The organism is Aliiroseovarius sediminilitoris (genome assembly GCF_900109955.1).
Lineage (GTDB): Bacteria > Pseudomonadota > Alphaproteobacteria > Rhodobacterales > Rhodobacteraceae > Aliiroseovarius > Aliiroseovarius sediminilitoris.
The window spans coordinates 2,248,043-2,264,906 of record NZ_FOJB01000001.1; the positions used below are offsets into that span (position 1 = coordinate 2,248,043).

The following is a 16,864-nucleotide window of genomic DNA, read 5'->3' on the forward strand; positions in this document are numbered from 1 at the left end:
ATGCAGAAAGACGGAGGTGTGAGAGCATGTTGACACGCAAACAGTTGGAACTTTTGGATTTTATTCACAAACGGATCCAACGTGACGGTGTGCCCCCGTCTTTTGACGAAATGAAGGAAGCGCTGGACCTGCGCTCGAAATCCGGGATTCACCGGCTGATCACTGCTTTGGAAGAACGCGGCTTTATCCGCCGCCTTGCCCACCGCGCCCGCGCCATTGAAATCGTGAAACTGCCTGAGCCGTTGGAGAATGCCGGACGCGCTGGGTTCGAACCGCGCGTGATCAAGGGCGACCGCCCCGAACGCACCCCGCCAAGCGCCATCGCCCTTGAAGGATTAGGCGTCAGCGACTTGCCTCTGATGGGTCGCATCGCGGCTGGTGAACCGATCGAAGCCATCACCGACGGCGCGCAGCACGTGTCTGTGCCCGAAAACATGCTGGCCACCGGCGGGCGTCACTATGCGCTTGAGGTTAAGGGCGATTCAATGATCGACGCCGGGATCAACAATGGCGATGTGGTTGTCATTCGCGAAACCAGTCAGGCGCAGAACGGCGATATCGTCGTGGCGCAGGTGGATGGCTACGAAGCCACGCTGAAGCGGTTTCGCAAAACCGACGGCATGATCGCTTTGGAAGCGGCCAACCCGGCCTATGAGACACGCCTGCTGCCAGAAGGTCAGGTCAAGGTTCAGGGCAAGCTGGTCGGTTTGATCCGCACCTACTGACCCGCATCGGACAACTCGTTGGAAACAGAAAAAGGGACGCGGCCATTGCGCGTCCCTTTTATTGTACTCGGTTGGCGTATTGTGTCAGCCAAGCCCCGACAGTTTTCTCTGCAATTCGGCCAGCTGTTTCTTTATGGCGTCCAGTTCGTCCCTGGATCCATTTTCCGTTTTGTCGGATGCATCGTCATCGTCGTCTGACGACCCGGTGCTGCCGGGAAATCCGCTCATCATCGCTTTCATGAAGGCTTCTTGCTGCGCTTGCATCGCCTCGAACCCCGGCATCTGCGCCATAGGATTGCCCATCGCCCCGAAGTTTTCCATCATCTTGGACTGACCATCGCGCAGCATTTCAAAACTTGCGGCCAGAAACTGTGGCACAACGCTGTGTGCCTGCGTGGTATAGGACCGTACAAGATCCGTCAGCACATCCACCGGCAAGACACTTTCGCCCCGGCTTTCGTGTTCTGCAACGATCTGAAGCAGATATTGGCGCGTCAGATCATCACCCGATTTCAAGTCGATAATCTGCACTTCCCGTCCATCGCGAATAAACCCGGCGATATCGTCCAATGTCACGTAATCAGACGTCTCGGTGTTATATAGGCGCCGACTGGCGTAGCGCTTGATCAGCAGCGGTTCTTGTTTCTGAGCCATATTATCTCCCCGCAGCATTTTTTTGCTGCACTGCAAAAGCCTACCAAAGCCCACATCAAAGGCAAGCTTTTTGACCAACTATTACGTGAGGGGTCGGAACCTGGCGCACATGGAAAAAGGGCGAGCACAAGGCTCGCCCTTCTGGAATAGGCCGGATCGGGAGGTTGGTATCCGGCGAAATTCGCTTACTTGGCAGTCGCTTTTTTAGCGGCTTTCTGAACTTCGTCAGTTGCTTTTTTGACAGCAGCTTGAGCATCGTCGCCCAGCTCTTTGCCAGCAGCCATCATCAGTTCAACTGTTTCAGCTTGAACTTTTTTGGCAACTTCAGCGAAAGCAGCCAGGTTTTCAGCAGCCAGCTCAGCTTGGGCCGAAGCGAAGTCTGTTACGGCTTTGCCATAATCAGCAGCTTCTTCTTTAGCTGTGGTGACGTCGCCCATCTTGGCCAGTGTTTCCTTGGTCCATTTGGTCGAGATCTCAGCCGATTTGTCTGCAGCTTGCAGAGCAACTTTCGACATTTTCTCAGCCAGAGCGGCTTGGTTTTTGAAAGCGTCTTGAGCGACCGACATGTCAACGGGGAAGTTGCCCATCATGTCTTGGAACATCTTGGTGAAGTCTTGTGTCTTAGTCATTGTCATATCTCCGTGGTTTGGCGCCGGGAGGAGGTCGGTGCCTGAATTGCTATGAGGAGAATATGTATGCTGCGGTGCAGAAAATCAAGCTTTTTCTGCACCGCAGCATTTGACTATTTTAAGTTGTTGAAAATCAGGTATTTGGTTTTGCCACAACATAGGTGCCGGGCGCCGGGGCAAGAGGTTTGTGCGACGAATCACCGACCTCGCGCGCCTCGATCTGCTTGCCTGACCGCTCGGACAGCCAAGCATCCCATCGGCCCCACCAGGACCCATCGTTGAAGGTCGCCCCTTCCATCCAGTCATCCGATGCAGCGGGCCAATCTTCGTTTGTGTAGTGGCCATACTTCTTTTTCGAAGGAGGGTTCACGATCCCGGCAATATGCCCGCTTTGCGATACGATGAAGGTCTTGTCCTTCGATCCCATCTGCCGGATGCCGTCATAAGATGACTTCCATGCGGCGATGTGATCTGTCTCGCAAGCAATGGCGCAAAGCGGGACGTCGACATCAGCAATCGACAGATGCTCATCCAGCAGCTCGAAATCACCTTTGGCAAAACGGTTGCCCTGACACAGACCGCGTAAATACTCGACGGTCATCTTGGCAGGCAGGTTCGTGCTGTCTCCATTCCAGAACAGAAGATCGAAGGCGGGCGGCGTCTTGCCCAGCATATAGCTGTTGATCGCCGGTCCATAGATCAGATCATTGGGCCGCAAATACGAGAACGTCCGCGACATGAAGAAGCTGTCCAGATAGCCACGCTCGGCGACTTCTTCTTCGATACCGGTGACGAAATCATCATCCAGAAAGACGCCGACTTCACCCTGATCCGAGAAATCTGTCAGGGTGGTGAAGAATGTGGCGGAATTGACGGATTTGTCGCCACGCTTCTTCATCAAAGACAAGGTTAGCGACAGTGTTGTTCCGGCAATGCAATACCCGACCACATTGACCTTCTTCTGGTTTGTGATCGCTTTCACCTCGCGCATGGCAGCCAGATATCCATCTTCGATATAGTCGCCCAGCCCCACATCGGCATAGGACGCGTCCGGGTTTACCCAGCTGACCACAAACAGCGTGTAACCCTGATCGACGATCCATTTGATCAGGCTGTTCTGTTCCTTCAGGTCCATGATGTAGAACTTGTTGATCCAGGGCGGAAAGATGATCAGCGGGGTGGCGTGCACCTTCTCGGTCGTCGGGGCATATTGGATCAACTCCATCATCCGGTTGCGATAGACAACCTGCCCCGGCGTTGTCGCGATGTTCTTGCCCACCTCGAACGCACTTTCGTCCACCAGCTTGACCAGAAGTTCGCCGTCATTTGCTTCAAGATCAGCGACCAGGTTTTCCAGCCCCTGCACCAGCGACTGCCCGTTTGTTTCCACCGCTCGCTCCATCGCGTCCGGGTTGGTTGCCAGAAAGTTGGTGGGACTCATCATGTCGATGATCTGATGGGTGAAGAACTCCATCCGCTTGGTGTCTTCCGGGTCAAGCCCTTCCACATCTTTCAGCGCGTCTTCCATCGCCTGCGAACTGATCAGATACTGTTGTTTGACATAGTTGTAATAAGGATGGGAATCCCACAAAGGATTCGAAAATCGGCGGTCCTTCGGGCCGGGATCCTCAGGTGCCTTGAAGTCGCCGGCTGCCAGTGCCGCTTGTGCTTCAATCGCATGTTCCAGCGTTTTGCCCCAATATGCCACCTGATGTTCGAACATTTTGGACGGGTTTGCCATCATGTCCGCCCAGATCGTCCCGGCGGCCTTCACATAGAACTCCTGCCCCGGCGCCTGCAAGCTGGGGCGCACAGGCTTTCGATGTGCCATGATATTGGCCAGACGTTTTGACAATTCCTCGATGCGGGCGAGGTTGTTGTTCAGTTCACTCAGCTCCTGGCCTTTATTAACTTGGTCAGTTGTCATGAAACAATTTCCCCCCTATGGTTTCTGCAAGTGCAGCATCGTAAAAACTGCATATGAAACCAACTATGCGAATGCAGAGTGTAAAAATCAAAGGCTAATATCAAATGCGGTACATGGCGACTTACGATCTGATGGAGACGATCCGCAATACGAATCAGTGGTTGGGTGCAACGGCCGCCGCCATGGGCTCGTATCCCGCAACAGCCTTGGTTCCGAACCCTTTCTTTCAGATCATGGCGGCTTGGGGCGAAGTAACAGAACGCAGCTTTGACCGCATGGTCACCAAACCCGACTGGGGCATCCTGAGCGTCGTCGGAGAAGATGGGCGTGACCACGTGGTCCAGATCGAGAAGCGGGTCGAACGGCCGTTTGGCGACCTGATCCAGTTCAAAGTCACTGGACGCCCCGAGAAGAAACGACGCATTCTGCTGGTGGCCCCAATGTCCGGACACTATGCGACCCTTCTGCGCTCGACCGTTGCCAGTCTTCTTCCCGATGCCGAAATCTACATCACCGATTGGCACAATGCGCGGGATATCCCCGTCAGTGCCGGGAAGTTCGACATTGAGGATTACACCCTGTATCTGGTGGATTTCATGCGCCATCTGGGCCCCGACATCAATGTCGTCGCGGTCTGTCAACCCGCCCCCCTGACACTGGCGGCCACGGCCTATCTGGCCGAACTGGACCCCGACGCGCAGCCGCAAACCCTGACCCTGATCGGCGGGCCGATTGATCCTGACGCCGCGGCAACGGATGTGACCGATTTCGGGCGTCGCGTGACCATGGGTCAGCTGGAAGAAACCGCCATTCAGCGGGTCGGCTTCAAATACAAAGGGGCAGGTCGGATGGTCTATCCCGGTCTGCTGCAATTGGCGGGCTTCATGTCCATGAATGGAGAGAAGCATTCGAAAGCGTTTTCAAACCAGATCATGCGAGTGGCCAAGGGTGAAGCATCGGAACGGGATAAACACAACCGTTTCTATGACGAATACCTTGCTGTCATGGACATGACCGCCGAGTTTTACCTGAGCACAGTTGAACGTGTTTTCAAAAACAGCGAAATCGCCAAAAACGCATTTGTCGTTAACGGTCATACCGTGAATATCGGTGCGATCACGGACGTTGCCGTGAAGACGGTCGAAGGCACCAAGGACGACATCACCGCCCCCGGTCAATGTATCGCTGCACTGGACCTGCTGACCGGCTTGTCCGCGGACAAAAAGGCCAGCCATGTCGAAGATGGAGCGGGCCACTACGGCATTTTTGCTGGCAAAAGCTGGCGGAACAATATCCGCCCTCTGGTTCTGGACTTCATTGACCAGAACGACGGACGCCACGCGGCACAAGCTGCCAAGAAACGCGCCAGGAAAGCTGCCGCAAAACCCGCCAAGCTGAACGTCGTGAAGGCCGCTGGCAAGTAGGTTCAGCGACCTCTGACACATCAAGGCGCGCATTGCAGCTGCGCCTTTTTAGTCTACTGACGTAGCTTGATCAGCGCAGCTCAAGCGGCATATCCAGCCAGGCTCGCATTCCGATATTGACCTGTTGCGGCACCTCGACGGTTGGCAAATGCCCGGCCGCGGTCAAGATCACAAGTTCGGCCCCCGGAATAAGGGCCGCCATGTTTTCGTGCCGTTTGGGTGGGGTCAGCCCATCATGCGCACCGCACATCACCATAGTCGGCACCTTCAACCGCTGCAAACTGCGCTGCGCATCAGGGCGCCGTTGAAGGGCGCGTGACTGGCGGACGAACATCTCGCCTCCCAGCCGATGCGCCATATCGTGCACCAGTGCCACCACCGCCTCCCGTCCGGGACCGGGGGCAAGATGGTTGGGGGGCAGGGTTTCCGTCATTGCCTCCTCCAACCGCCCGGCACTGGCGCGCACGATCTGCGGCTCGCGCCATGCGGCCTGGGCGGGCGTGTCCGGCAAGGGCGTGGTGGAAATCAGCGCCAGACGGGAAACACGATCCGGCGCGCGGCGGGCGATCTCCATCGCGACGATGCCACCCATGCTCAGCCCGGCCAGCGCAAAGCGCGAGGGCAAATGCTCAAGAATATGAGCGGCCATGTCGCGGATCGTGTCCCCACAGACCGGAGGGGCAACCACAACCATATGATCCCGCGACAAATCCTCAATCTGCGGCCCAAACACCCGCGCGTCACACATCATTCCGGGGATCAGAACCACAGGTTCCTGCATCTTCTGCTCGCTTGTTTCTGTTTTGCCTCTGCTGTGACCTTGGCCCGCCCATGATACCGGTGCAAGCGCTATTGCCCGTCCGACTGTGGTCAGATCCGCGCCAGAACAACTTTGACCATCTTCTGTATGGTGCGCAGACACTCATCGTCCGAGAACCGATGATCGGCCCCTTTGACCAGCGTCAACCGGATGTCGTTGCCGTCGACGTGTTCCAGCAACTTCAGCGCCTGCGCAGTGGACACCGCCGTATCTTCGGTGCCTTGCAAAAAGCGCACAGGCATATTGAGCGGCAGCGGGCTGCGCAAAACCAAATGATCGCGACCATCTTCGATCAGCAGCTTGGTGATAACATAATCTTCATCATAATCGGACGGGATCGACAGGAACCCCTCGCGCTCCAGCTCTGCTTTCTGATCGTCGTTGAACCCGGTCCAATATCCATCTTCGGTAAAATCAGGCGCCGCCGCGATGGTGACAAGGCCAACCAACCGGCCCGGTCGCGCACGCGCCAAAAGCAGCGACTGCCAGCCGCCCATCGAACTGCCAACCGCCAGCACAGGCCCGTCAATCAACTGGTCCACCACAGCCAGCGTGTCCTCGTGCCAGTCTCCGATGCAACCGTCGGTAAATTCCTCCGAGCTTTGCCCGTGGCCCGAGTAATCAAACCGCATGAATGCCCGCCCTTCGGCTTTAGCCCAAGCTTCCAGAGCAACCGCCTTGGTGCCTTCCATGTCCGACTTCAGGCCGGACAGAAACAGGATCGTCGGCCCCTGCCCATCGGTTTTCACGTAAGCGATGCGCCGACCATTTGCGGTCTCAAGAAACTGGATGTCGGTCATGATCTTCCCTGTCTGTTGTGGCGCGCAAACCATACCGGGCACGAAATGCTCTGCAATCCCCAACTTTGCCCGCCCCCCGTTGACAGTCGCAGAAACAAGGTTCAAAAGTCGCCCACACATAACCCGCAACCGGGCGTTCCGTGGGCGCCAAAACGACGAGGAGACGGCTATGAGCCAGATATCCCTTACATTTCCTGACGGCAATTCACGCGAGTATGACGCGGGTATCACCCCTGCCGAGGTCGCCGCGAGCATCTCGAATTCGCTGGCGAAAAAGGCCATTTCTGCCACCGTGGACGGTGTCCATTGGGACATGCAGTGGCCGATCAAGGGAAATGCCGCAATCTCCATTCACACGATGAAGGACGAAACGCAGGCGCTGGAACTGATCCGGCACGACTTTGCCCACGTCATGGCGCGCGCGGTGCAGGAAATCTGGCCCGACGTGAAAGTCACCATCGGCCCGGTGATCGAGAATGGCTGGTATTACGACTTTGATCGTGAAGAACCATTCACGCCCGAAGATCTGGGTGCGATCGAAGCGAAGATGAAGGAAATCATCAACAAGCGTGAACCGGTGACGACCGAGATCTGGGAACGTGACCGCGCGGTCAAGTTCTATGAGGCCAACAACGAATCTTACAAGGTCGAACTGATCGAGGCCATTCCGGGCGATGAGCCCTTGCGCATGTATTGGCACGGACATTGGCAGGACCTTTGCCGTGGTCCACACCTGCAACATACAGGCCAACTGCCCGCCGACGCGTTCAAGCTAATGAACGTGGCTGGTGCCTATTGGCGTGGCGACAGTGATCGCGCCATGCTGCAACGTATCTATGGCGTGGGTTTTCAAAACAAAGAGCAGCTGAAAAAACACCTGCACATGTTGGAAGAAGCCGCCAAACGCGACCACCGCAAGTTGGGACGCGAGATGAACTTGTTCCACATGCAGGAAGAAGCCCCGGGGCAGATCTTCTGGCACCCGAATGGCTGGACCATCTATACCGAGTTGCAAAACTACATGCGTCGCAAACAGCGCACAGGCGGTTATGTCGAGGTCAACACGCCTCAAGTGGTGGATCGCAAGCTCTGGGAAGCCTCGGGCCATTGGGACAAGTATCAGGAGCATATGTTCATCGTCGAAGTGGACGAGGAGCACGCACGCGAAAAGTCGATCAACGCGCTTAAGCCGATGAATTGCCCATGCCACGTGCAGGTCTATAATCAAGGTTTGAAAAGCTACCGGGAATTGCCGCTGCGCATGGCCGAATTCGGTTCCTGCAATCGCTATGAACCGAGCGGAGCCTTGCACGGGATCATGCGTGTGCGCGGCTTCACACAGGACGACGCGCATATTTTCTGCACCGAAGAGCAGATCGAAGAGGAATGCGCCCGATTCATCGACTTCCTGTCCTCTGTCTATAAGGATCTGGGGTTCGAGGAGTTCGAGATCATGTTCGCCACTCGGCCCGAAAAGCGGGTGGGAAGCGAGGAGTCGTGGGATCATGTCGAAGCCGCGTTGGAGAATGCGATCAAGAAAACCGGGCATAAATACACGCTCGACCCCGGCGAAGGGGCGTTTTACGGACCCAAACTGGATTTCAAACTGACCGACGCCATTGGCCGGGTCTGGCAATGCGGCACCTTTCAGGTCGATCCCAACCTGCCCGAACGCCTTGGTGCCGTCTATATCGGCGAAGATGGCGCGAAACATCTTCCCTATATGTTGCACCGGGCTTGCCTTGGGTCATTCGAACGATTCATCGGTATCCTGATCGAGAACTGGGCTGGAAAGCTGCCGTTCTGGCTGGCCCCGCGTCAGGTCGTGGTGGCATCCATCGTGTCCGATGCGGATGACTATGTGCAGCAGGTGGCTGATGCGCTGAACGCCAAAGGGATCCGTGCCGAGGCGGACATTCGCAACGAAAAGATCAACTATAAGGTCCGCGAGCATTCAGTCGGCAAAGTGCCGGTCATCCTGGCTTGCGGCATGAAAGAAATCGAAGACGGCACGGTTTCGATGCGCCGACTGGGCGACAAGCATTCCAAAGTGCTGCCGCTGGACGAGGTTGTAACCACGCTGGCGAAAGAAGCCACGCCCCCCGACCTGGCCTAAGCAGATAGTATATTGAGCACCCCCGCCACGAGCGGGGGTTTTCATTGGTCAAGCGTTACAGACCCTCACATTGCCCGTGACCGGAACGCCTTTTTGGCCGCCAACCCTGTAACAAAAGCTACATCGGCGGCATTTCTGTTGTAATTTTCGGCACGAAGCCTGACCGAAAAAAGAACGATAATTCCTGTATCGACGAAATCCGCAGCCAAGAAACCCTTCAAAAACAGGGCTTCGAGGGGCTGAGTATCTTGATTTGCTGCATCTGTAACCCGATCGGCTGCCCTCACTACTGCTAACGGACCCGTGATTTACGCTTTCGTGAGTGGAGCGTGCGGCACCCTGCCCTCTACCCTTCTCTCACCGCCTCAGAGCGGTGTGAATAAAAACCCGAAAGGAAACTCGATGTCCAACAACATGAAATCTATCGCCGTTCTTGGCGCCGTCTCTGCCGCGGTTGCTGCAACCGCAGTCCCCGCATTCGCCGATGGTGATCAAGAAAAATGCTACGGTGTTGCCCTTGCCGGTCAAAACGATTGTGCCGCTGGCCCCGGCACCACTTGCGCTGGCACCTCGACCGTCGATTATCAAGGCAATTCCTTTAAACTGGTGCCGAAAGGTTCGTGTGAAACCATGGAAGTCACTGATGCCGGAGGTATGATGCTGAAAGGCTCGCTGGAGCCTCTGGAAACCAACCTTCCTGCCAGTTGAATCCGGTTGCACTTTACTCTGGCCGGACCCTCCGGCCAGAGCGTCGACCGCGCCTGCAAGGGGCGCATACCTTTCCAAGCGAACCTCTTGAGCCGACATTCGATGGAGCTTTCCATGCTTGATATCGCCCATGACAACACACTGCCCAATGGGGCGGGAGTCGGCTATAAATCACAGCATTTCGCCGCCCTCATGGATGATCCTGGCACGGTCAGTTGGCTGGAAATTCACGCGGAAAACTACATGGGCGATGGCGGACGCCCCTTGGCCCAACTGCGCCACCTTGCCGAACGCTTTCCGATCTCGGTGCACGGGGTGGGCCTTTCTATTGGTGGAGAGACCCGCTTGGACCCGGAACATCTGGCGCGCCTGAAGACGTTGATCGACTGGCTGAACCCCGCGATGTTCTCCGAGCATCTGGCTTGGTCCACCCACGACGGTGCGTTCCTGAATGATCTGTTGCCGCTACCTTATACAATTTCCACGCTTAACCGCATCGCGACGCATATCAACCAGGTGCAGGACCATCTTGGGCGCAAGATGCTTCTGGAAAACCCGTCCTCCTATCTGGCTTTCGCTGAAAGCACGTGGTCAGAACCGGAGTTCCTGCGCGAAGTTGCCCAGCGCACCGGGTGCGGGCTGTTGTTGGATGTGAACAATGTCTTTGTCTCTGCCACCAACCTTGAGTTTGACCCGCGTGCCTATATCGACACCTTCCCGCTTGATCAGGTCGAGGAGTTCCACCTGGCCGGCCATGACGAAGATGCCGATGAATTGGGGCGCAAACTTCTGATCGACAGTCATGGAAAGCCGGTGGACGAACCGGTCTGGACCCTGTTTGATCATGTAATCGCACATGCAGGTGCGCACCCCGTCCTTGTTGAATGGGACAACGACGTGCCGGAGTGGGAGGTGTTAGAGGCCGAGGCCGCGCGTGCCACGCGCCATATGGAACCCGCACTGTCCGAACGGGTGCAGGCATGAGCGACAGTGTGACCCTTCGCCACGCAGGCGATGTGACCGTGACCCAGGCGGCATTTTGCAAGGCGCTTCTTGATCCACGACAAAAGGTGCCCGACGGGCTGACCAACCCAGACGGGCACCAAGCCTTAAAACGTTTTTCGGTCTATCGAAACAACGTGGCGCACAGCCTATCCGAGGCGATGCTGACCGGATTTCCGGTGCTGGCCAAGCTGGTGGGCGATGAATTCTTCCGCGAAATGGCGAAAGTTTACCTGCGCATTCACCCACCAGCCTCGCCTTTGATGATGCATTACGGCGCGGCCCTTCCCGGATTTCTGGAAAGCTTTCCGGGCACGCTGCATCTGAAATACCTGCCCGATGTTGCTCGGCTGGAACTGGCCCTGCGGCGCGCCTATCATGCCGCCGACGCCCAACCCATTGACCCAACGGCGCTGACCAAATTGGACCAGCCCGCCTTGATGCGGTCGCGGTTGCATATGTCGCCTGCCTGCGAAGTGCTCGTGACCAAGTGGCCCGCGAAGGCAATTTGGGATTTCAACATGAAAGATGGGCCACAACCAACGGGTGGTGCAGAGAATATCCTGATCAGCCGAGTGGGGTTTGACCCCGTGGCCGAGGTGCTGCCAAACGGCGCGGCGCCCTTCGTCCGGTCCTTGATCAAAGGGCGAAGCTTTGGCACGGCGCTTGGGCTGGCCACCGCAGACACGCCTGATATCGACCTGACCGCCACCGTGGCTGTCCTGATCGCAACGCAAGCCATAACCGGCATCGACAAACCAGACTAGATACTCGGAAGGATACCGCCATGCACGCCCTGGCAACACTTTACAACCCGTTGGTCAATCTGGCCGAGCGGCTGGCCCCGGCCACCCTGCCCTCGCTCGCCCGGTTCACCTTCGCCGCAACCTTGCTTGGATATTTCTGGGCCTCGGCGCTGACCAAGCACGGCGACGGGGTGTTGGGTATCATCCAGCCCTCACTTGGGGCCTATGCGCAGATTTTCCCGAAAGCCATGGAGGCCGCATCTTATAATGTCAGCCAACTTGGCATGTTTCACTGGGCCGTGGTCGTCGCCGGCACGTTGGCCGAGTTCATTTTGCCGCTTTTGATCACCATCGGGTTGCTGACGCGTCTGGCCGCGCTGGGGATGATCGGTTTTGTGATCGTGCAAAGCCTGACCGACCTGTATGGCCATGGCGGCATTGACCAACCCGAAACGCTGGGCGCGTGGTTTGACCGCATCCCCGACAGTGTGATCCTGGATCAACGACTGTTCTGGATGGTCGTGCTGGTAACACTTGTGTTGAAAGGTGCGGGACCGCTGTCCATCGACAGGCTGCTGAAGGTCCGCTGACGCCCGATCAATGCGGGTCGGGTTTCACGGCAACCAACGCCAGCAATCCACCCAACCCGGCCAAAGCGATCGGGAACATGGTGAACACGCCATAACCGAAGGCGAAATACATGCCTGCTGCGGACAACAGCAACAAAATGCCGCCCACTTGCGCAACAGACCGCGCCATTGCCCCACCGGCCAGCGCCAGTACCGGCGCGATCAGGGCAAACGCACGAATACGGCCCGGATGGTCGACCTGCTCGGCCAGATCGGGCAATTCACCCATCCGTGCGATCACCTCGGTATAGCCATAGCCGAAAAACCCGACGATCATGCCCCAGATCCCGGCGATGATCCCCAAAACCAATGCAGCGTTGCGCATGCAGATACCTCCTGCTTTCCGTACAGATAGGCGCTCAAGCGGCGCGCTCCAACCATGTGTCGCGCGTTTTTGCGTCCCAACCCAACGTCAACCGATCACCATCCCCGATCACCGGGCGTTTCATCAAAGTCGGATGTTGTGTAAGTAAATCAAGGGGATCCCCCGCACGTTCCGTGTCCGACAATCCGCGCCACGTGGTCGAGCGTTTGTTGACCAAAGCATCCCCGAACGCCGTATGGAACCGCGCCAGATCATCCGCATCCACCCCATCGGCGCGCACATCGACATAATCGAGCGGATACCCCGCGCCCTCAAGCGCCTTCACCGCCTTGCGGCACGTGTCACAATTCTTCAGCCCCCAAACGCGCATAGGTTCATCTGCCCCCGATCAAATAACGGCGGTTCATTGCCCCGCCCCGCGCTGTTTATGCCCCGATCCCACACGAAACGGAAGATCGCAAAACCATGCCGACGGCTGCGCGGCCCAACGAAACCCTTGATTTTTTCTGGCTCTTGTCCAATCTGAAAGGGCGTAAGCAGACCTATCTACCGTCTCGTTTCATGCAGCCGGACGATACCTGACTGTACGAAGAAGGCACCGCACAGTGCGGCCGCCCACCACGAAGGAGAGACGGAAATGGCCGACAAACAAACCGGCACCGTAAAATGGTTCAACACCACCAAAGGCTATGGCTTTATCGCCCCCGAAGCGGGCGGCAACGATGTGTTTGTGCACATCTCGGCGGTCGAACGCTCGGGCCTCACGGGCCTCGCCGACAACCAAAAGGTCCGCTATGACCTGCAAGAGGGCCGCGACGGCCGCGCCTCTGCCGTGGACCTTGAACTGGTCAGCTGATCGGCTGGATGGTTAGGAATTGTGACCCCGCGGAGTGGATGCTCGGCGGGGTTTTTGTTTGGGGCTGTTGGTTAGGACGCGCTTCGTTTGCCAAGGGCAGCGCCCGAGCCTGGGCGGGCGTGAAGCGCCCTGTTACGCCGAAGGCGTGCCTCCGGCACGACGGGGAGGGTCGGGCGCTGCCCGTACGCGGGCGCGGGCTACAACAAACGATATTCATTCTTCTTCGATGCTATCAAAGACACTTTTCATTTTGTTGAATAGAATCTCCAAGAATACACCACGCGTATCAACGATGCTTTCAACCTCGCTAACATCACCTTCATCGAAGAAATGTTCACCTTCACTTTTAACTGCGAACCAAAGTCCGTTCTCTTTTCTCAGTTCATCTAAGCTACGACCCTCACCGTGTTTTAAGACATTATTGAGTAACCTAATTGCACGAACAGATTTTGATAAATCTGCCTGTTTCTTGTCTTCGAAGACCCTTTCGAGGTGTGTGAAAATGTGTTTCTGTTCAGGGAAATGGCTCTGTAAAAGAAATTCACATCGATTAATAAACCCCAACGCGATAACTTCTTTTTGCACGGACGCCCGCTGGAGAGAACATACTAGATAATTACTAGCTGCTCCCTTTTGAAGTTGATCGATTGCTGCATCCTCTACCTCTAAAGCATTCTTCTCCATTGCTTTGGACGCAGCCAGCAACTCTTCAAAACTCCAGTGCATTTCTTTAACTTTGTGAACTCGTTGAGTTTAGCATCACCCTTTCAACTCACTCTCAAACTCTCGCCATTCCCCCTTCGACATGCCGGAATTCTCCTGCGTGACCTCTTCGCCTTTCAGCATGCGGCGCACGCAGTCCATGGCGCGGCCTGACAGGTTGGCGCCGCCCAGACGGTAATCCTCGAACGCGCCGTAGGCGGCGGGGACCCAGTCGGCGACGATGTTGCAGATCGCATCGGCATAGACGCGGATTTCGTATTGGGCGTGGTGGTCGGCGCGCAGGCGCAGGAAGTGGAATAGGTTATGCAAATCCACCTTCCAATACCACTGGGTATAGATGTTGGCGGGCAGGTTCATCCGCGCGAGTTCCCGCGCCAGTCCCTGTTGACCGTCATCCGAGATCATCTGTTCATAGTGATCATAGGCGCGATTGCTGTCGGCCTTCAGGATGTCCAGTACGCGCGCGGCTTCCTCGCCTTCCAGCGCTGCGCCGCGGCCCTGATTGTTCACCACCGACTGCGCGGCGACGTGTTCGGGCGCGGGGATATAGAATTCACGGTCCAGAATCGAATAGCGCGCCGAGTATTCGTTCACATTTGCAGTCCGGTGGCGGATCCACTGGCGGGCCACGAAGACGGGCAGTTTGACGTGCAGCTTGATCTCGCACATCTCGAACGGGGTCGAATGCCAGTGACGCATCAGGTAACGGATCAATCCTTCGTCGTTCTGCACGCTCTTGGTGCCCTTGCCATAGCTGACCCGCGCGGCCTGACAAATCGCGGCGTCGTCGCCCATATAGTCGATGACGCGGACAAAGCCGTGGTCCAGCACTTCATGTGCGGTATAGAGGTGCTTTTCCATGCCGGGGCTGACCGCCCGCAAGGTCGGTTGCGAGGTCAGGCGTTGCTCTTCGATTTCTTTGATCTGCTCGGGGTTCAGGGGCATGTCGAATCTCTCGTCTCATGGTTGCCCGGCCACTATATATAGTTGGGGCCTCTGGCAAAACACCCAGATGGCGTGGATACTGCGTTTCTGCTTTTCTCGCCCGCTTGACCTGATAGGCTGGTCGCAGATCCACCAGACTACGGAGAGTTTGCGATGAAACTTCGGTACCTGCACACGATGGTGCGCGTGAAGAACCTTGAAGACAGCATGCGGTTTTACGGGCTTCTGGGGCTTGAGAAAATCCGCCAGATGGATTCGGAACAAGGGCGGTTTTCGCTGATCTTCATGGCACCTCCCGGCCAACCGGAATGCCCGGTCGAGCTGACATATAACTGGGATGGCGATGACGGGTTGCCCTCCGACAGCCGCCATTTCGGACATCTGGCCTATGAGGTCGAGGATATTTATAAGATGTGTCAGCACCTTATGGACAATGGCGTGACGATCAACCGCCCGCCGCGTGACGGGCATATGGCCTTTATCCGCTCACCCGACAATATCTCGGTCGAATTGTTGCAGGCCGGTGACGCCCTGCCCCCGCAAGAGCCATGGGCCAGCATGGAAAACACTGGCCACTGGTGATGCAAAAGGGGCGGTTTGGATACCTTCTGGCTCTTCTGGCTGCGCTTTGGGTCGGGGATGCGGTGGCACAGTCCGATACTCCCTGTCGTCAAGCACTGGCGCTGGGGCTGGACGTGTCCGGGTCCGTAGATGAGGGGGAATACCGTCTGCAACTGGACGGGTTGGCCGCAGCTCTGGAACAGCCAGATGTGCAGCGCGCTCTGTTGTCCCAACCGGACCGTCCGATCCAGATCGCCGTTTACGAGTGGAGCGGTCCGGCCCATCAGCGTCTGTTGCAGGATTGGGTCGCGATCACTGATCAGACGGTTGTTTTCTCGGTTGCGGATCGTCTGCGCCGCACCGCGCGCATCAAGGCGGACCCGTCCACAGGGATCGGGGCTGCCATGATCTATGGTCAGCGTCTTCTGGCGGGGCGCGATTGTCTGACAAGGACGTTGGATATTTCCGGTGATGGACCGGCCAATACCGGACCAAGACCGCAGGATGTGCGCTATCTCTCGGGCTTCGATGGGATCACCATCAACGGGTTGGTGATCGGCGCGGGCGATGCAGACACGGATCTTGTGACGTATTACAAAGAACTGGTCATCCACGGTTTCGGACGGTTCGTCGAACAGGCCGCTGACTTCCGGGATTACGAAGATGCCATGGCCCGCAAATTGTTGCGAGAGCTTATGGGCGTCGTGGTGTCTGACCTGCAACAACTCCGTCAGACCAAGCCGCCTAGTAGATATATCGGATCTGATCCGTCCAATACCGTTCCACCCGCTTCAACGCGATATTGATGTCCTCGATCCCCGAGGATGACAGCACGTCACGCGATTGCAGCCCATCGGCATGACGTTCAAACAACCCGGCCACCGTATCACGGATGCCGCGCCCTTTTTCCGTCAGCCGCACACGGACGCTGCGGCGGTCAATCTCGCACCGCTGATGGTGCATATATCCCATTTCGACGAGCTTCTTGAGGTTGTAGGAAACATTCGAACCCTGATAGTAGCCACGCGTCTTCAATTCGCCCGCCGTCACCTCGTTGTCGCCGATGTTGAACAGCAACAGGGCCTGAACGGCGTTCACTTCCAACACACCGACCCGTTCGAATTCATCCTTGATCACGTCCAGCAGCAAACGGTGCAGCCGTTCGACCAACGCCAATGCTTCAAGATACTGATACACAAATGTCTGGTTGCTTGTCTGCCCAATGGGGGAGTGCATGCTCATCCGTCTCTCCGACCTAGTTACCAAGGTGACTA

The 16,864-nt window shown here is 56.8% G+C and carries 21 protein-coding genes; 10 read left to right on the top strand and 11 right to left on the bottom strand.

The window, feature by feature from the left end; translation table 11 throughout:
- Positions 1-26 precede the first annotated feature (26 nt).
- Positions 27-725, top strand: coding sequence for a transcriptional repressor LexA (gene lexA, locus BMY55_RS11110; protein WP_091430656.1), 699 nt, complete (start codon positions 27-29; stop codon positions 723-725).
- Positions 726-809: 84 nt separating this feature from the next.
- On the opposite strand, the gene phaR is transcribed toward lexA, so the two are convergent.
- The 3 genes from phaR to BMY55_RS11125 all read right to left on the bottom strand — a co-directional run bounded on the left by phaR (position 810) and on the right by BMY55_RS11125 (position 3,935).
- On the bottom strand, positions 810-1,379 hold the full coding sequence (phaR, locus tag BMY55_RS11115; protein WP_091432418.1) for a polyhydroxyalkanoate synthesis repressor PhaR: 570 nt from the start codon (positions 1,377-1,379) through the stop codon (positions 810-812).
- 185 nt (positions 1,380-1,564) lie between these two features.
- Positions 1,565-2,008 carry a Phasin gene (locus BMY55_RS11120; RefSeq protein ID WP_091430657.1) on the bottom strand — a complete coding sequence of 148 codons (444 nt, stop codon included), beginning with the start codon at positions 2,006-2,008 and terminating at the stop codon, positions 1,565-1,567.
- A gap of 133 nt (positions 2,009-2,141) precedes the next feature.
- Positions 2,142-3,935: a PHA/PHB synthase family protein gene (locus tag BMY55_RS11125; protein ID WP_091430659.1), complete on the bottom strand. Its 1,794-nt coding sequence runs from the start codon at positions 3,933-3,935 to the stop codon at positions 2,142-2,144.
- Positions 3,936-4,039: 104 nt separating this feature from the next.
- Here BMY55_RS11125 and phaZ point away from each other — a divergent pair, with 104 nt between their 5' ends.
- Positions 4,040-5,359, top strand: a complete 1,320-nt coding sequence (phaZ, locus tag BMY55_RS11130; protein WP_091430661.1) for a polyhydroxyalkanoate depolymerase — start codon at positions 4,040-4,042, stop codon at positions 5,357-5,359.
- Positions 5,360-5,429: 70 nt separating this feature from the next.
- On the opposite strand, the gene BMY55_RS11135 is transcribed toward phaZ, so the two are convergent.
- Both BMY55_RS11135 and BMY55_RS11140 read right to left on the bottom strand, forming a co-directional pair.
- Positions 5,430-6,140 carry an alpha/beta fold hydrolase gene (locus tag BMY55_RS11135; RefSeq protein WP_245744719.1) on the bottom strand — a complete coding sequence of 237 codons (711 nt, stop codon included), beginning with the start codon at positions 6,138-6,140 and terminating at the stop codon, positions 5,430-5,432.
- An 89-nt stretch (positions 6,141-6,229) separates the two neighbouring features.
- Positions 6,230-6,979 carry an alpha/beta fold hydrolase gene (locus BMY55_RS11140; RefSeq protein WP_091432424.1) on the bottom strand — a complete coding sequence of 250 codons (750 nt, stop codon included), beginning with the start codon at positions 6,977-6,979 and terminating at the stop codon, positions 6,230-6,232.
- Between the two features lie 169 nt (positions 6,980-7,148).
- Here BMY55_RS11140 and thrS point away from each other — a divergent pair, with 169 nt between their 5' ends.
- The gene (gene thrS, locus BMY55_RS11145; protein WP_091430663.1) at positions 7,149-9,095 is read left to right on the top strand and encodes a threonine--tRNA ligase; all 1,947 of its coding nucleotides are present in this window, start codon (positions 7,149-7,151) and stop codon (positions 9,093-9,095) included.
- Between the two features lie 65 nt (positions 9,096-9,160).
- On the opposite strand, the gene BMY55_RS16785 is transcribed toward thrS, so the two are convergent.
- Positions 9,161-9,382, bottom strand: a complete 222-nt coding sequence (locus BMY55_RS16785; protein ID WP_143064331.1) for a hypothetical protein — start codon at positions 9,380-9,382, stop codon at positions 9,161-9,163.
- A 115-nt stretch (positions 9,383-9,497) separates the two neighbouring features.
- Here BMY55_RS16785 and BMY55_RS11150 point away from each other — a divergent pair, with 115 nt between their 5' ends.
- From BMY55_RS11150 to BMY55_RS11165, 4 genes are all read left to right on the top strand, one after another.
- Positions 9,498-9,803, top strand: coding sequence for a BufA1 family periplasmic bufferin-type metallophore (locus BMY55_RS11150; protein WP_091432427.1), 306 nt, complete (start codon positions 9,498-9,500; stop codon positions 9,801-9,803).
- 114 nt (positions 9,804-9,917) lie between these two features.
- On the top strand, positions 9,918-10,787 hold the full coding sequence (gene bufB / locus BMY55_RS11155; protein ID WP_091432429.1) for an MNIO family bufferin maturase: 870 nt from the start codon (positions 9,918-9,920) through the stop codon (positions 10,785-10,787).
- Positions 10,784-11,572 carry an HvfC/BufC N-terminal domain-containing protein gene (locus BMY55_RS11160; RefSeq protein WP_245744720.1) on the top strand — a complete coding sequence of 263 codons (789 nt, stop codon included), beginning with the start codon at positions 10,784-10,786 and terminating at the stop codon, positions 11,570-11,572. The genes bufB and BMY55_RS11160 overlap by 4 nt, the downstream gene beginning before the upstream one ends.
- 20 nt (positions 11,573-11,592) lie before the next feature.
- On the top strand, positions 11,593-12,141 hold the full coding sequence (locus BMY55_RS11165; RefSeq protein WP_091430664.1) for a DoxX family protein: 549 nt from the start codon (positions 11,593-11,595) through the stop codon (positions 12,139-12,141).
- Positions 12,142-12,148: 7 nt separating this feature from the next.
- On the opposite strand, the gene BMY55_RS11170 is transcribed toward BMY55_RS11165, so the two are convergent.
- Together BMY55_RS11170 and BMY55_RS11175 are read right to left on the bottom strand one after the other, a co-directional pair.
- A complete protein-coding gene (locus BMY55_RS11170; RefSeq protein WP_091430666.1) occupies positions 12,149-12,505 on the bottom strand; it encodes a hypothetical protein in 357 nt (118 codons plus the stop codon).
- Positions 12,506-12,539: 34 nt separating this feature from the next.
- Positions 12,540-12,875, bottom strand: coding sequence for an arsenate reductase family protein (locus BMY55_RS11175; protein ID WP_091430668.1), 336 nt, complete (start codon positions 12,873-12,875; stop codon positions 12,540-12,542).
- Positions 12,876-13,142: 267 nt separating this feature from the next.
- On the opposite strand from BMY55_RS11175, the gene BMY55_RS11180 reads away from it, so the two are divergent.
- On the top strand, positions 13,143-13,361 hold the full coding sequence (locus tag BMY55_RS11180) for a cold-shock protein (protein ID WP_091430669.1): 219 nt from the start codon (positions 13,143-13,145) through the stop codon (positions 13,359-13,361).
- Between the two features lie 213 nt (positions 13,362-13,574).
- Here BMY55_RS11180 and BMY55_RS11185 read toward each other — a convergent pair whose 3' ends face one another.
- Both BMY55_RS11185 and thyX read right to left on the bottom strand, forming a co-directional pair.
- The gene (locus tag BMY55_RS11185; RefSeq protein ID WP_091430670.1) at positions 13,575-14,087 is read right to left on the bottom strand and encodes a hypothetical protein; all 513 of its coding nucleotides are present in this window, start codon (positions 14,085-14,087) and stop codon (positions 13,575-13,577) included.
- 33 nt (positions 14,088-14,120) lie between these two features.
- Positions 14,121-15,029, bottom strand: coding sequence for an FAD-dependent thymidylate synthase (gene thyX, locus BMY55_RS11190; RefSeq protein ID WP_091430672.1), 909 nt, complete (start codon positions 15,027-15,029; stop codon positions 14,121-14,123).
- Positions 15,030-15,182: 153 nt separating this feature from the next.
- Between thyX and BMY55_RS11195 the strand changes: the two genes are divergently transcribed.
- Entirely contained in the window at positions 15,183-15,611 is a 429-nt protein-coding gene (locus BMY55_RS11195; protein ID WP_091430674.1) for a VOC family protein, read from the top strand.
- Positions 15,578-16,396 (top strand): DUF1194 domain-containing protein, encoded by an 819-nt coding sequence (locus BMY55_RS11200; protein ID WP_245744721.1) that lies wholly within the window; start codon positions 15,578-15,580, stop codon positions 16,394-16,396. Before BMY55_RS11195 ends, BMY55_RS11200 begins: the two co-directional genes overlap by 34 nt.
- Here the strand turns inward: BMY55_RS11200 and BMY55_RS11205 are convergent.
- Positions 16,335-16,832 carry a MarR family winged helix-turn-helix transcriptional regulator gene (locus BMY55_RS11205; protein WP_091430678.1) on the bottom strand — a complete coding sequence of 166 codons (498 nt, stop codon included), beginning with the start codon at positions 16,830-16,832 and terminating at the stop codon, positions 16,335-16,337. The two genes, BMY55_RS11200 and BMY55_RS11205, sit on opposite strands and share 62 nt — an antisense overlap.
- Positions 16,833-16,864 lie beyond the last annotated feature (32 nt).